The sequence below is a fragment of the Rhizobium sp. P38BS-XIX genome, from assembly GCF_012641435.1.
Lineage (GTDB): Bacteria > Pseudomonadota > Alphaproteobacteria > Rhizobiales > Rhizobiaceae > Rhizobium.
Map to the genome: position 1 here is coordinate 53310 of NZ_JABAIJ010000019.1, position 14945 is coordinate 68254.

General features: G+C 60.3%; 10 protein-coding genes. All 10 read left to right on the forward strand.

The window, feature by feature from the left end:
* Positions 1-6 precede the first annotated feature (6 nt).
* The gene (locus HGP17_RS32800) at positions 7-1032 is read left to right on the forward strand and encodes a hydroxyacid dehydrogenase (protein WP_168816121.1); all 1026 of its coding nucleotides are present in this window, start codon (positions 7-9) and stop codon (positions 1030-1032) included.
* A gap of 114 nt (positions 1033-1146) precedes the next feature.
* Positions 1147-2085 carry a D-allose transporter substrate-binding protein gene (gene alsB / locus HGP17_RS32805; RefSeq protein WP_205926234.1) on the forward strand — a complete coding sequence of 313 codons (939 nt, stop codon included), beginning with the start codon at positions 1147-1149 and terminating at the stop codon, positions 2083-2085.
* A gap of 162 nt (positions 2086-2247) precedes the next feature.
* The gene (locus HGP17_RS32810) at positions 2248-3795 is read left to right on the forward strand and encodes an ATP-binding cassette domain-containing protein (protein ID WP_205926235.1); all 1548 of its coding nucleotides are present in this window, start codon (positions 2248-2250) and stop codon (positions 3793-3795) included.
* On the forward strand, positions 3795-4736 hold the full coding sequence (alsC, locus tag HGP17_RS32815; RefSeq protein ID WP_168816125.1) for a D-allose ABC transporter permease: 942 nt from the start codon (positions 3795-3797) through the stop codon (positions 4734-4736). The genes HGP17_RS32810 and alsC overlap by 1 nt, the downstream gene beginning before the upstream one ends.
* Before the next feature lie 69 nt (positions 4737-4805).
* Positions 4806-5858: a LacI family DNA-binding transcriptional regulator gene (locus HGP17_RS32820; RefSeq protein WP_168816127.1), complete on the forward strand. Its 1053-nt coding sequence runs from the start codon at positions 4806-4808 to the stop codon at positions 5856-5858.
* 76 nt (positions 5859-5934) lie between these two features.
* Positions 5935-7068: a Gfo/Idh/MocA family oxidoreductase gene (locus tag HGP17_RS32825; RefSeq protein ID WP_168816129.1), complete on the forward strand. Its 1134-nt coding sequence runs from the start codon at positions 5935-5937 to the stop codon at positions 7066-7068.
* Between the two features lie 76 nt (positions 7069-7144).
* Complete coding sequence (locus tag HGP17_RS32830; RefSeq protein WP_168816160.1) at positions 7145-7993, forward strand: sugar phosphate isomerase/epimerase; 849 nt, start codon at positions 7145-7147, stop codon at positions 7991-7993.
* A gap of 21 nt (positions 7994-8014) precedes the next feature.
* Positions 8015-8662 (forward strand): nucleoside/nucleotide kinase family protein, encoded by a 648-nt coding sequence (locus HGP17_RS32835; RefSeq protein ID WP_168816131.1) that lies wholly within the window; start codon positions 8015-8017, stop codon positions 8660-8662.
* Between the two features lie 112 nt (positions 8663-8774).
* A complete protein-coding gene (locus HGP17_RS32840) occupies positions 8775-9668 on the forward strand; it encodes a sugar phosphate isomerase/epimerase family protein (protein ID WP_168816133.1) in 894 nt (297 codons plus the stop codon).
* A gap of 959 nt (positions 9669-10627) precedes the next feature.
* On the forward strand, positions 10628-14945 hold a 4318-nt coding region (locus HGP17_RS32845; protein WP_168816135.1), incomplete at its 3' end, for an IPT/TIG domain-containing protein.

Here is a 14945-nt window from a genome sequence, read left to right on the forward strand (position 1 = left end):
GGCATCATGAGCCGCAATATCATTCTCGTCGATCCGTTGCCGCGGACGGTTGATCTCATTATGGAGCCGAGCGTCAAGGCAAGGCTGCATCAGCTTGGCGAGGTCGTGATCTCCGAAGATCGCCAGATGGGTGCCGAGCAGGTCGATGAACTTCTTCCCGACACGGTGCTGATTTTCGGCCAGACCGATATGCCGAAAGAGCGGCTCGATCGCGCCCCCAAGCTGAAGGCGATCATCAACGTCGAATCCAACTTCATGCCGAATATCGACTATCAGGCCTGCGTCGAGCGCGGGATCTGGGTCATAACGCCGGCGTCGGCCTTTGCTTCGCCGGTGGCTGAGTCCTCTCTGGCGATGGCGCTCGATCTGGCTCGCGGCATCACCAAAGCCGACCGCGATTTCCGCCAGGGTGTCGAAGAGTACGGCCTGGCCGGCAATGCAGACACGTTCCGCTTTGCAGGCGCTTCCGTCGGCATCATCGGATTTGGCGATCTTGGCCGGCAATTGCGCGAACTGATCCGCCCGTTCCGCAATCATGTGCGCGTTTTCGACCCTTGGCTCCCTAACGAAATCATTGAACGGGCCGATTGCGTGCCCGCTGGAATGGACGAAGTGCTTTCCGAAAGTCAGGTGGTCTTCGTTTTCGCAAGCGTGACCAGCGAGAATGAAGGTTTTATCGGCGCCCGCGAGTTCGCGATGATGAAGCCCGGCTCGGCCTTCCTGCTCATGAGCCGCGCCGCCGTCGTTGATTTTCCGGCGATGATCGAGGCAGCCGCATCCGGTCATATTCGGGTTGCGACCGACGTGTTTCCGGATGAGCCGGTTGCGACAGACGATCCGGTGCGATCGGCGCCTGGGATCCTTCTGTCTGCGCACAGGACCGGCGGGACGCGCGATGCCCTCTATGCGCTCGGCTCCATGGCAGTCGCCGACGCCGAGTTGATCATGAAGGGTCTGCCGCCGCAGCTTTGCCGGCGCGCCGATCCGGCAACCGCCGCTCGGCTGAAGTCGAAGCCCGTCTCAGTAACCTGAGCGGGCACAAGTTTATAGTTTAGAAAATCGTTTTTCTAAATCGGGGAATGGTCCCCAATCCTGGTGTTGGATACCGGGCGCGGCGAAGCCGTGATTTATCGGAGGAGAATGATCATGAATAGAAAAATGCTGTTTGCCGCCGCCGCGCTCGCGGCAACCTCGTTGTTCAGCAGCGTCCAGGCCCAGGCCGCTGACTACGCCGTTATCCTGAAGACGCTCGCCAACCCCTATTGGCAGGATGTTCAGAAGGGCGTCCAGGCGAAGGCCAAGGAACTCGGTGTCGATGTCGATATCTTTGCATCGCCATCAGAAGACGACACGCAGGCTCAGCTCCAGCTCTTCGAAGATGTGCTGAACCGCAACTACAAGGGCGTCGCTTTCGCGCCGATTTCGTCGGTGAACCTGGTTCAGCCGGCGGCTCGCGCCTACAAGGCCGGCATTGCGCTCGTCAACATCGACGAGCAGATCGACATGGCTGCCCTGAAGCAGGCTGGCGGTAACGTTGAAGCCTTCATTACCACGGACAATGTCGCAGTCGGCAAGAAGGGCGCGGACTTCATCATCGACAAGCTCGGTTCTGCCGGCGGCGAAGTCGCCATCATCGAAGGCAAGGCCGGCGTCGCTTCGGGTGAAGCCCGCAAGACCGGTGCGACGACCGCGTTCCAGGCCACAAAGGGCATCAAGCTGGTTGCCAGCCAGCCTGCCGATTGGGATCGCCTCAAGGCACTCGACGTCGCAAGCAACATCCTGCAGTCCTCGCCGGACCTCAAGGCCTTCTATTGCGCCAACGACACCATGGCGCTCGGCGTCGTTCAGGCTGTTCAGAACGCCGGCAAGACCGGTCAGGTTATCGTTGTCGGAACGGACGGCGCACCGGAAGCCCGCGATTCCGTCCAGGCCGGTCGCCTGACGGCAACCGTCGCCCAGGATCCGCAGAAGCTCGGCGCCGATGGCCTCGAGCTGGTCGTCGAAGCTGCCAAGCGCGGTTCGCTGACGCCGGTCGGCACGCAGCCGAAGCAGGTCGCCGTCGATTCAGTGCTCGTGACGAAATAATGCCCAGCCGCCGTGGCGAGTGAAACGCCGCGGCGGCCTCTCCCCATGAGAGCAATTCCAGGAAAAGTGCGCAGCGGTTTTCCGTCCGGAATTGCTAGATAACAAAGAGATAGAGCGGCTCAGAGATTCCGTGAAAAACTGAACCGGTCTAGGAGGACGGCCATGGAGAATGGCGAAACCAATATCAAAATGCCTGTCGTCAGAATGAAAGCCATCGAGAAATCCTTCGGAGGCATTCGTGCCCTCAAGGGCGTCGATCTCGACATTCACGCAGGCGAGGTTCATGTCGTGCTTGGCGAGAATGGCGCAGGCAAATCGACCCTGATGAAGGTTCTGTCCGGCATTCATGCGCCCACGGCAGGCACCATCGAGATCGATGGCAAGGCATTCCCACAGCTGACGCCGGCCGATGCCTCCGAAGCCGGTATCTCGATCATCTATCAGGAGCTGAGCGTTATCAACGAACTCTCGGCCCTCGAAAATCTCTTCGTTGGGCGGCTTCGCACAAAACGGCGCTTCGGCTTTCCGATGATCGACTGGAACCAGATGGAAACGGAAGCCCGGGCCATCCTCACGCAGCTCGGGCTCGACATCAATCTCCGCCGCCCTGTTGGCGAACTCCCGATCGCTCATCGCCAGATCCTCGAAATCGCCAAATCGCTGATGGGCAAGGTCCGCGTTCTGGTCATGGACGAGCCGACCTCGTCACTGACCAAGATCGAAGTCGACCGGCTGCTCGATCTCGTGCGCAAGCTGCGTGCCCAGGGAATGGCGATCCTCTTCATTTCCCACAAGTTCGATGAAGTCCGGGCAATCGGCGACCGCTTCTCCGTCCTGAAGGATGGAAGCTCCAACGGCACCGGCCTCATTGCCGAGCATACGAATGACGATCTGATCAGGATGATGGTCGGCCGCGTCGTCCAACAGAAATTTCTGTCGTCTCATCCGATCGATCGAACCGCGAAGCCCGTGCTCGAGGTGCGAAACGTCACCTCCGCCGACCGCAAACGGGTGAGAGATGTCAGTTTCGACGTGCATCACGGCGAGGTCTTCGGCTTTGCCGGGCTGATCGGCTCCGGCCGCACCGAGCTGATGAACTGCCTCTTCGGCGCCGAGAAGCGCGCATCGGGGTCGGTCGTTCTCAACGGGCGCGATATTACGCCGCGTAACCCTTTGAAAGCGCTGAAGAGCGGCATGGCCTATATCACCGAGAGCCGCCGACAGACCGGCTTCATGCCGAATTTCACCATCATGGAAAACACGGTCGTTTCAGCCCGCGTCAAGAAAGCCGCGATGCGTGGTGCTCTGGGACTGGTATCGTCTCGTGCTGACAGGGCTCTTGCCGAGACCGAGAGCAGGCGATTGGCCGTGAAGGCAAGTTCCGTCGACCAGCTGGTGACCGAGCTATCCGGTGGCAACCAGCAAAAGGTGCTTGTGGGCAAGTGGATGGCGACCAATCCGGAGGTCTTCATCTTCGATGAGCCAACCCGCGGTATCGACGTCGGCGCCAAGGCGGAGATCTACGCGATCATTCGAAAGCTTGCGGATGAGGGCAAGGCCGTCATCGTCGTCTCGTCTGAGCTTCCCGAGATTCTCGCCGTGTGTGACCGGATCGCGGTGTTCCGCTCAGGATCGATCGGCGGTCTCGTCGACGGGGCCACTGCCAATGAGGAAATGCTTCTACAATACGCAATCGGAGGAGTTGCCTGATGGGCCGCCTTGAAAAATTCTGGGAGACCTACGGTACTCTCTGCATACTTGTCGTCATCCTTGTTCTATTCAGCTTCCTGTCGCCGGCCTATTTCCTGCGCAAGGACAATCTGATCCAGATCGTGCTCCAGAGCTCGATCACGATCCTTCTCGCCCTTGGCGAGTTTTTCCCGATCCTGATCGCCGGCATCGACCTCTCGGTCGGCTCCATTCTCGCTCTTGCGGGGATCGTGACGGGCAAGCTGCTCCTGGCAGGCTTCGATCCGTGGCTTGCCGTTCTGATCGGCGGCGCGCTTGTCGGCATCGTGCTCGGCGCGATCAACGGCCTGCTGGTCAATTTTACCGGCTTGCATCCCTTCATCATCACGCTCGGTACCAATGCGATCTTCCGTGGCGTGACGCTGATCATTTCCGGCGCAAGCCCGGTCTTCGGTTTCCCCTATGCCTTCACGGATGCGCTGGCAGGCTCCATCCTTTATGTCCCGGTGCCCATCGTCGTGGCGCTTGTAATGGCGCTGATCCTTTGGTGGATGACGAAGCAGACGCGGCTTGGACGAAACATCTACGCGGTCGGCGGAAACAAGGAAGCGGCGTTCTTCTCGGGCATCGATGTGAAGTTCCACACCCTGATGGTGTTCATGATTTCCGGCCTCTGCGCGGGTCTTGCCGGCGTTCTCAGCACGGCGCGCCTCGGTGCGGCGGAACCGGCCGCGGGAACGGGCTTCGAGACCTTCGCCATCGCCTCGGCGATCATCGGCGGAACGAGCTTCTTCGGTGGCAAGGGCAGAATTCCTTCTGTCGTCATCGGCGGTCTGATCATCGGCACGATCAGCAACGGGCTCAATCTTCTGCGTGTCCCGACCTTCTACCAGCTGGTCGTCATGGGTGGCCTGATCATCCTTGCCGTCTCGCTGGACCGGTTGGTCGGCTCGCGCCGTTGATGCCGTCTTTGATGCCGGAATAGGGATCGTTATGATCGGGTGAATCGATGAAGAATAGCGAGAGTGAACATGGCAAATAGCGGCGCGAACAAGGCTCCGACGATCAAGGACGTGGCGGCGCTTGCCGGCGTCGCTCCTGGCACGGTTTCAAACGTCCTCACCGGCAAGAAGCTGGTGGCGGAGCCTTTGCGCAAAGCTGTTCTCGATGCCATCGCAACACTCGACTACCAACCCAATCATCTGGCCTCGAGTCTTAGGTTCGGACGCACGAAAACCATCGGCATCGTCGTGCCCGATATGACCAACCCGTTCTTCTCCGGGTTGGTCAAGGAACTCGAACTGCGTGCCCTGAAAGCCGGCTTTCAGACGCTCCTCATGAGCAGCCACGAAGAGGTTGCGGAAGAAAGGGAGAGAATAAAGGCGCTGGTGTCACGCCAGGTGGATGGGTTGATCATCGCCTCGAGCGGCGATGCGATCGATCCGTCGCCGAATTCGACCATCAATGGCGTGCCGACCGTTCTCGTCGACCGCGCCTTCACGGTTGAGGGTTTCGATACCGTATCGGCAGACAACGAGCAGGCGGCGTTGATGGGCGCGCAGCACCTGATCGATCTTGGCCACAAGCGCATCACCTTTCTGGCGACGGCGCAGGGTCTTGGCAACATGGAAGAGCGTGTCTCCGGCTACAGAAAGGCCATGGATGCGGCAGGAATGCAGGAAGCGAATGTCGTCTATGGCGGCTTGACGATCGAGAGCTGCCGAAGCGCATTGGAGCAGGAACTGAGACGTGAGGACAGGCCCACGGCGATCTTCGCTTCAGCCTATATCGCCACCCTCGGCGCGGCCAAGGCGATCAGGGCGGTCGATCTGGCGTTTCCCAACGACGTGTCGTTGCTTGGTTTCGATGACTCCGACTGGATGACGGTTCTGCGGCCTTACATCAGCACGATCGAGCAGCCGCTCGGCGAACTCAGCGAAGCCTGTTGGGAGATGCTGCAGCGGCGGATGAAGAAGCGTGACAGCCCGATGGCTCACAAGCGTGTCACCTGTGCTTTGCGGGCGCGGGAATCCACGCGCCGGGCCATCAGGAAATCGAGCCGGAACACACGACCGGAAGAGTAAGAGGAACCTGCCGATCACCAAGCGCACGAGTGCGTGCCGCGATGGTCCTTGGCGGTTGCCATCAAAAGGATAGGACATGATAAGAATTCGACTGGGCATGGTCGGAGGCGGCCGGGGATCGTTCATCGGTGGGGTTCACCGCATCGCCGCGCGCATGGACGGGCTTTACGATGTCGTTGCCGGTGTCTTCTCCTCGGATGCGGAGCGCAACAAAGCCTCGGCCGAGGATATCGGCGTCGAAGCATCTCGAGCCTATGATAGCATCGAAGCCATGATCGAGGCCGAGCGGGCGAGGGCGGATGCGATCGAAGCAGTCGTCATCGCGACCCCGAACCATCTTCATTTTGAAGCCGCCAAGGCCTGCCTCGAGGCAGGTCTGCACGTCATCTGCGACAAGCCGGTGACCGCGACGCTTGAAGATGCGCTCGAGCTGGAAAAGATTGTCGGCCGAACGGGCAGGCACTTCTTCCTTACGCATAATTATACCGGATATCCGATGGTCCGGCAGATGCGCGACATGATCGCCGCTGGCGAGCTGGGCGAGCTTCGGACTTTTCATGCCGAATATGTTCAGGATTGGCTGACCGAGCCGATGGAGCAGCGCGGCGCCAAGGGAGCCGAGTGGCGCACCGATCCATCGAAGTCAGGTGCCGGCGGATCGATCGGCGATATCGGCACGCACGCCTATAATCTCGCCGGCTTCGTGCTGGATCGCCGTCCGTCGCATCTTCTGGCTGACCTGTCGTCCTTCGTCTCCGGGCGCAGGCTCGACGACAACGCCTCTATCCTGCTTCGCTATGAAGGCGGTCTGAAGGGCACCATGTGGGTCAGCCAGGTTGCTGTCGGCAACGAAAATCATTTCACCTTCCGGATCTACGGCTCCAAGGGCGGTCTCGAGTGGGAGCAGGAAGATCCGAACCGGCTTTGGTTCACGCAATATGGCGAGCCGAAGCAGCTTCTCACCCGAGGGGGCGCCCAGGCAACCTACGGCAACACGCAATCGATCCGCATACCTGCGGGTCATCCCGAAGGCTTCCTGGAGGCTTTTGCCAATCTCTACCGTGACGCCGCCGCGGTTTTGCGTTCCGGCGAGACCGACAGACGGCTCCCGCTTCCCGGCATGAAAGAAGGTGTTCAGGGATTGGCGTTTGTCGACGCCTGTGTCCGTTCGTCTTCATCGAACGGCGCATGGGTGGAATTGATCGGATGAGGTCTCCGCCGGTGAAAATGGCGGTGCTGCAGAACGCTTTGACGCATCAAGCAATACAGAAAGAGAAATTATGACTGTGCAGGGTTTTGGCATTCATGCCGCCATGTGGACGATGACCTGGGACCGCGCCGGCGCGGAGCGGGCGATTGCCGGTGCGGCAAAATACAAGGCGGACCTCATTGAAATCCCGTTGCTGGATGCGCCTTCGGTCGACGCGCAACATACACGCGCGCTGCTTGATCGACATGGCATCCGCGCTGCCTGCTCGCTTGTCCTGCCGCAGCCGGCATGGGCGTCCATTCGCCCGGACGCGGCCATCGCGCATCTGACGACGGCGATGGACAAAGCCGCCGAAATGGGCGGCGAAGCCCTGACGGGGGTGACCTATGGCGGCACCAATGAGCGGACCGGCTTTCCGCCGACGCAAGGCGAATACGACAATCTGACCCGCGCTCTGGAAGCGGCCGCGAAACATGCCAAGTCGCTGGGCATCCAGTTGGGCGTCGAGGCCGTCAATCGCTATGAAAGCCATCTGATCAACTCGGCCGAGCAGGCGGTTGCGCTGGTCGAGCGCATCGGCATGGACAATGTCTTCGTGCATCTCGACACGTTCCATATGAACATGGAGGAGAAGGGCGTCGCCAACGGTATTCTCGTCGCCCGCGATCACCTCAAATACATGCACATGTCCGAAAGCGACCGCGGCACGCCGGGCGCTGGCAACGTTCCGTGGGATCCGATCTTTGCGGCGCTTTCGGCGATCGGTTTCAAGGGCGCGTTGACGCTCGAAAGTTTCGTCAGCATGCCGGCCGAAATGGCTGGCGACATATCCACCTGGCGTCCTGTGGCACGCGATGCGGAAGAGGTTCTGGATCAGGGTCTCGGATTCCTGCGCGGCAAGGCCGCGCAATATGGCTTGGCCTGAGAACGGCGGATCGGAGTTGCTTTGACTAGGTTGGATGAAAATGCCCATGCAATCGCGGGTATCGCGGCGCAAAGGTTTGCCGCTGGCGGTGGCAAGAGAGTGCTGGTCGCCATTGCCGGCGCGCCGGGTTCCGGCAAGTCCACGGTTGCCGAGCGTGTCGTTGAAGTCATTGCCAGCAACCATGCCGTCAGTGCCGCCCTGTTCCCGATGGACGGCTATCATTTCGACGACGGTGTGCTGAAAGAGATGGGGCGGCTTGCCTACAAGGGCGCCATCGATACCTTCGATGCCCATGGCCTGCGTCATATGCTCGCCCGCCTCAAGGCCAATGAAGACGATCTTGTCGCCGTTCCGGTTTTCGATCGGGCGATCGAAATCTCGCGTGCCGGTGGCAGGCTGATCCCGAAATCGACCGGGATCATCGTCTGCGAAGGAAATTACCTTCTCGCACGCCAGGCCCCCTGGGACCGATTGAAGGAGATCTTCGACGTCACCGTTTTTGTTGACGTCGGTGAAGCGCAGCTGCGCGAAAGACTGCAGGCTCGATGGCGCAGTTATGGCCTCGATCCGACCGAGATCGACCGCAAGGTCGAACAGAACGATTTGCCGAACGGACGAGCGATCATGCAAGGAAGCGCCGATCCCGACCTCCGTATCGACAACAACTAAGCCATCCGGCTGATCGCGACTGAGGCGATCCACCGACACATCAACGCCGCAACCCGGAGAACGTCGTTTTCCGGGAAGCAAGATCTTTTGACAAAAATCTAGGAGCATTGGCATGAATAAGCTGGGTGTACACGCCCTGGTCTGGGAGAAGGGCTGGAGCCACGAGGAATGCGAACGCGCCATCGCGAAGTCGGCTGAAGTCGGCTACGATTTCATCGAGGCGCCGGCGCTTGATCCGAGCTCGATCGACATCGACTTCACGCGTCGCGCGCTGGAAAAGCATGGTATCGGCATCAATTTTTCGCTCGGCCTCGATGCCGATACGGACATATCGAGCGGCGATATCGAGAAGGCAAAGCGCGGCAAGGCAAAGCTTCTTGAGGCATTGTCGGTTGCGCGCGATGCCGGCGCAACGCATGTCTGCGGCATTCTTCATTCCGCGTTTCAAAAAAGCAGCATTCCAACGACTGCCGCAGGCGTCGCCATGTCCGTCGATATCCTGGGGCAAGTTGCGGAAGTCGCGGCAAAGAGCGGCATCACTCTCGGCCTGGAAGTCGTCAACCGCTACGAGTCCAACCTGCTCAATACGGCATCGCAGGGCGTTGAGCTGTGCAAGCGCATCGGCGCGGACAATGTGAAGGTTCATCTCGACGTCTACCACATGAACATCGAGGAATCCCACGTTCCCTCCGCGATCAAGGATACCGGCAGCTACCTCGGTTATTTCCATACGGGTGATTCCCATCGCGGCTATCTCGGCTCAGGCACGATCGATCTTGCAGGTGTCTTCCGCGCGATCGTTGCATCGGGCTATACAGGCCCGATCACCTTCGAAAGCTTCTCGTCCCGCGTGGTTGGTCAGCCGCTCGAAGGCATCCTCGGCATTTGGCGCAACCTGTGGGAAGACGGCTATGACCTCGCATCGCACGCGCTCATGTATACGCGCGCTCAGCTGAAGTCGGCGACAGAAACCCTGCGCCAACCGGAGCGCAGCCGCCTGCCGTAATCGCCGCCGCTGCCAAAGTATTGAGTGTCAACCCGCCGCAAGATCCGGTTCTTGCGGCGGGTTTTTTGCGTAAAAAACCCGGTCTCGCCATGCAGCGTTGGTGACCGATGAGCGATCGCAGGCACGCTGCGAGCATCCCCAATCAAGTCTGAATCCTCAATTTGTGGGGACCATTTTCGGTACTTTCAAAAATGGACACTGACAGGCTGCGTGAATCGACCTAGCGTCCGTCGCGAATACACGACTTCCCTCCGCCACTTGGGCGAGAGGCGAGGGGAAGCGTGAGGGGCACATGCTTCGGCGCATCCGTTACTGGATGGGGTCTGGCGTATGAACGGGCGAGTGGGTCGGCTGGGGAGACTACACATATGGGGTTGCTAAGGGGACGAAGCTGCTGTTCAGCCGGCCGACGGGCGGGCGACAAGGGGCCGGAAACGGCCTTACAGCCGGGGATTTCACACTTGACATTTTAGTCATCGAGGCAGGCGGCAAGTCTGCCTTTTCGGGGCAAAAGTAGAATATTTTTAGCGATTTAACCGGTCGTTGCCTGGGCAGGGCGAGACGCGGAATGATGTTTTAGAAAGATGGCAGGGGCTATGACATTTGAACAATTTCACGTTGGCGCGTTTTTTAATCGCGCTCGCTACGTTATGGTCTCGTTGCTGCTGATTTTCTTGCAGATTGCTTTTGTCACGACATCGTTTGCTTCTTCTGGTTGTCAAGCGATCAACGCTGCCTGGGGAGGCGGTGCGACATACACCAATGGTGACTACCATTGGCAGCCTGGCCTATCACTGAATGCCGGCGACAAAATCAGCTACAATGTGACCACCAGCGGCAGTACCAATGCAGATTCGGACGAGTCTTCTGGACCCGGATTTGCGTTATATAACAATAGCTCAGCTACCGTCTCGGACGTTATCATTGAAAAGTACGCGACGATCAATCACGAACTGAATTTGAGCGGCAGCTATACCACGCCTCAAGCCTATCCCGATTTTACGGTCTACGCGTGGTCGCAACCCGGAGCTGACGAGGTTCATGCTGCAGTTACCTGTCAAAATGCCATGGGAACGATCACACCGCCGGCATTTCCGACGACGCGAGCAGGCGGCACGACCAGCAGCCTCACCATGTCGCTGTCTCTGGCGCCCGACAACAATTTGACCATCACGCCGACTGCCCCAGGATTGACGTTCAGCCCTTCGACCATCACCTTCGCGTCGGGCACCACTACGCAGACTTTTACGGTGACGGCTGATTCCGCGGCAACGCCAGGGCCAGTTGCAATCAGCTACACGCTCGGCGGCACCGATGCGGCTGACTATACGACACCTGCGAATTCGTCGATGACCGTTCTCGGCACGATCAGCCCGCCGACATACCCTTCTCTGACGCAGGGCAGCACCTCGGCTGCACTGATCATGACCGCATCGAGTTCCGGAGCAGTCTCCGTGACGCCGTCCGCAACGGGTTTGACGTTTTCACCGTCCACTTTGAATTTCTCGACGGCAACAAATGTGAGTTTCATCGTAACGGCTGCGTCAAATGCCGGACCGGGGCCGGTGACTGTCAGCTACACACTTTCCGGATCCGGCGCCGCGTCCTACGTTACGCCTCCTACCGAATCCATTACGGTGAACGTGCCGCCGCCGACCATAACCTCCGTTTCGCCGACAGCAGGGCCAATGGCGGCCGGAACGTCGGTGGTAATTACCGGCACGAACTTCACGGACGCCACGGCCGTTATCTTTGGCGGATCGGCGGCAAGCTCTTTCACAATAAATTCGGCGACATCAATTACCGCGACGGCACCGGCAGGATCGGGAACGGTCGATATCCGTGTAACGACACCGGGTGGTACAAGCGCCGCAACTGCGGCTGACCAATTTACCTACGTTGCCGCTCCCACGGTAACATCGCTCAGTCCGACAGCCGGCCCGACGGCTGGGGGGACGAGTGTCGTGATTACCGGCACGAACCTGTCCGGTGCGACATCCGTGCTCTTCGGCGCATCCGCGGCAACATCGTTTACAGTCAACTCGGCATCGCAGATCACGGCGACGGCGCCCGCCGGCACGGGAACCGTCGACGTCAGGGTAGCCACCGTCGGCGGCACGAGCACGACCACAGCTGCTGATCAGTTTACCTATCTCCAGGCTCCGGTGATAACATCGATCAGCCCGACATCGGGACCGAGTGCAGGTGGCACGGTCGTCACGATCACCGGTTCTAACTTCAGTGGTGCGTCGGCGGTCACCTTTGGTGGGTCTGCCGCGACCGGCGTTACGGTGGTTTCTGGAACCACGATCACAGCAACAGCGCCTGCCGGAACAGGAACGGTTGACGTTCGGGTGACGACAGTTGGCGGCACGAGCGCCGCATCTGCAGCTGACCAGTTTACCTATATACCGGCTCCGACCGTGACCTCCGCCAGCCCCACAGCCGGGCCGACGGCCGGCGGTGCGACGGTCACCTTGACGGGCACGAACTTTACCGGCGTAACGGCGGTGACCTTCGGCGGTACCCCGGCAGCGAGCTTTACCTTCAATTCGGCGACATCGATTACTGCGACGGCACCGGCAGGATCGGGAACGGTCGATATCCGTGTAACGACACCGGGTGGTACAAGCGCCGCAACTGCGGCTGACCAATTTACCTACGTTGCCGCTCCCACGGTAACATCGCTCAGTCCGACAGCCGGCCCGACGGCTGGGGGGACGAGTGTCGTGATTACCGGCACGAACCTGTCCGGTGCGACATCCGTACTGTTCGGCGCATCCGCGGCAACATCGTTTACAGTCAACTCGGCATCGCAGATCACGGCGACGGCGCCCGCCGGCACGGGAACCGTCGACGTCAGGGTAGCCACCGTCGGCGGCACGAGCGCGACCACAGCTGCTGATCAGTTTACCTATCTCCAGGCTCCGGTGATAACATCGATCAGCCCGACATCGGGACCAACCGCCGGCGGGACGGTCGTGACCGTGACCGGTGCGCATCTGACAGGCGTGACGTCGGTGAGATTCGGCGCGTCGACGGCGTCCTCGATCACGGTCAACTCCGACTCGTCGATGACGGTGGTCGCACCGGTTAATTCAGCCGGAACCTATGATATCACAGCGACATCGGGTGGCGGCACCAGCACAACCTCAGCTGCCGATCAGTTCACCTATGTCAGCGCGCCGGTGGTCTCATCAATCATCCCGACGGCCGGTCCGACGTCGGGCGGCACGACCGTCATGCTGACGGGCACGAATTTTACCGATGCGACGGCGGTGACCTTCGGCGCTACGCCGGCAGCGAGCTTTAGCGTCAATTCACCGACATCGATCACGGCGACGGCGCCGGCGGGTACAGGGACAATCGATCTTCGTGTCACGTCTGTTGGCGGCACGAGTGCGACGTCGGCCGCCGATCAGTATACCTACATAGCTCCTCCGACCATCAGTTCCGTCACACCCAACGCCGGCTCCGAGGGCGGCGGCACGTCCGTGACGATCACAGGGTCGAACTTCTCGGGCGCAACCGCGGTCACCTTTGGTGGAACTACGGCCGCTGGCTTCACTGTGAACAGCCCCACCTCGATCACGGCAACGTCTCCGGCTCACAGTGGTGGTGCAACGGATGTCGTCATCACCACATTGGGTGGCACCGGGACGTTGAGCGGCGGTTATACCTTCCTCAATCCGCCGGTTGCGGGAAATGTGTCGGCGACGGTCGATCCAAACTCGACGAACAACCCCATAACACTGGCTCTCTCCGGGGGAACTGCGGCATCTGTTGCTGTTTCGACGCCAGCAAGTCATGGTACGGCGACAGCCAGCGGCACATCGATCACCTACACGCCGACGGCAGGCTACTCAGGTACCGACAGCTTCGCCTATACCGCGACCAACGCCACCGGCACGTCGACGCCGGCGGCCGTCAGCGTGAGAATTTCAGCACCTGTTGTCACGATTACCCCCGCATCGTTGCCGAATGCGACCATAGCGACATCCTATAGCGCGACCGTGTCTGCAGCCGGTGGCACCAGTCCTTACAGCTACGCGGTGACGGCAGGTTCGCTGCCGCCGGGCCTGACCCTATCTTCAACCGGTGAGATCTCCGGTACGCCGACCGGCGGCGGTACCTACAACTTCACCCTCACGGCGACGGATAGTACGACAGGCTCCGGCGCGCCGTTTGGTGGCTCCATCGCCTATGCATTGACTGTGAATGAGCCGTCGATGTCCATTTTACCGGGCTCGACGCCGAACATGACTGTTGGAACAGCCTTCAGTGAGACATTCACGGCATCGGGCGGTAGTGCTCCCTATAGCTATGTGCTTGCCGCAGGAACATTCCCTCCCGGGCTTACACTTGCAGCCGACGGCACCCTTTCCGGTACGCCCATAATGGCAGGATCATTCAGCTTCATCATCAGGGCGACGGATAGCTCCACAGGTACGAACGCACCGTATCATGTCGATACGGCGGTCCATACGCTAAACGTGAATGCGCCGACGCTTTCGATTGGTCCGGCAACCTTGCCAGCAGCAACGATTGCTGCATCGTACAATGCCACCGTCACCGCTTCCGGCGGCACCTCACCCTATAGTTACGCGGTGACGGCCGGTTCTCTGCCGGCGGGTCTCAGCCTCAACGCATCGACGGGCGCCATCATCGGCTCGCCGACCGCCGGCGGCGTCTTCAACTTCACCATCACGGCGACCGACAGCTCCATAGGCACAGGCGCACCCTTCACAGTCGCCATCGCCTATAGCTTGAACGTCGCTGCGCCGACCATGTCGATTTCCCCGCCGACGCTGCCAAGCGGCACAATTGCTGCATTCTACAACGAGACGGTGACGGCATCCGGCGGCAGCACGCCCTACAGCTATGCGGTTTCGGCAGGCGCACTGCCGGCCGGATTGACACTCAACACCTCGACGGGCGAGATTGCCGGCACGCCGACGGCGGGCGGGAACTTCAACTTCACCATCACCGCGACAGACAGTTCGACGGGAACCGGTGCGCCTTACACGGCATCGCGCCCCTACACGCTGACGATTGCCGCGCCGACGCTTTCGGTGACGCCATCGACGTTGCCGGGTGCGGCGCTGAATGTGGCCTATAGCCAGCCGCTGACTGCATCGGGTGGCACCAGTCCCTACAGCTATGCCGTGACGGCGGGCGCCCTGCCACAGGGCCTGACCTTGTCGTCCGGCGGCTTGCTTTCCGGCACGCCGACATCGGCCGGCACCTTCAACTTCACCGTCAGCGCAACCGACAGCT

Excerpts from the sequence above, each read along its gene's own strand:
- alsB (WP_205926234.1), top strand. The coding sequence starts at position 1,147 with ATGAATAGAAAAATGCTGTTTGCCGCCGCCGCGCTCGCGGCAACCTCG.
- HGP17_RS32800 (WP_168816121.1), top strand. The coding sequence starts at position 7 with ATGAGCCGCAATATCATTCTCGTCGATCCGTTGCCGCGGACGGTTGAT.
- HGP17_RS32825 (WP_168816129.1), top strand. The coding sequence starts at position 5,935 with ATGATAAGAATTCGACTGGGCATGGTCGGAGGCGGCCGGGGATCGTTC.
- HGP17_RS32840 (WP_168816133.1), top strand. The coding sequence starts at position 8,775 with ATGAATAAGCTGGGTGTACACGCCCTGGTCTGGGAGAAGGGCTGGAGC.
- alsC (WP_168816125.1), top strand. The coding sequence starts at position 3,795 with ATGGGCCGCCTTGAAAAATTCTGGGAGACCTACGGTACTCTCTGCATA.
- HGP17_RS32810 (WP_205926235.1), top strand. The coding sequence starts at position 2,248 with ATGGAGAATGGCGAAACCAATATCAAAATGCCTGTCGTCAGAATGAAA.
- HGP17_RS32820 (WP_168816127.1), top strand. The coding sequence starts at position 4,806 with ATGGCAAATAGCGGCGCGAACAAGGCTCCGACGATCAAGGACGTGGCG.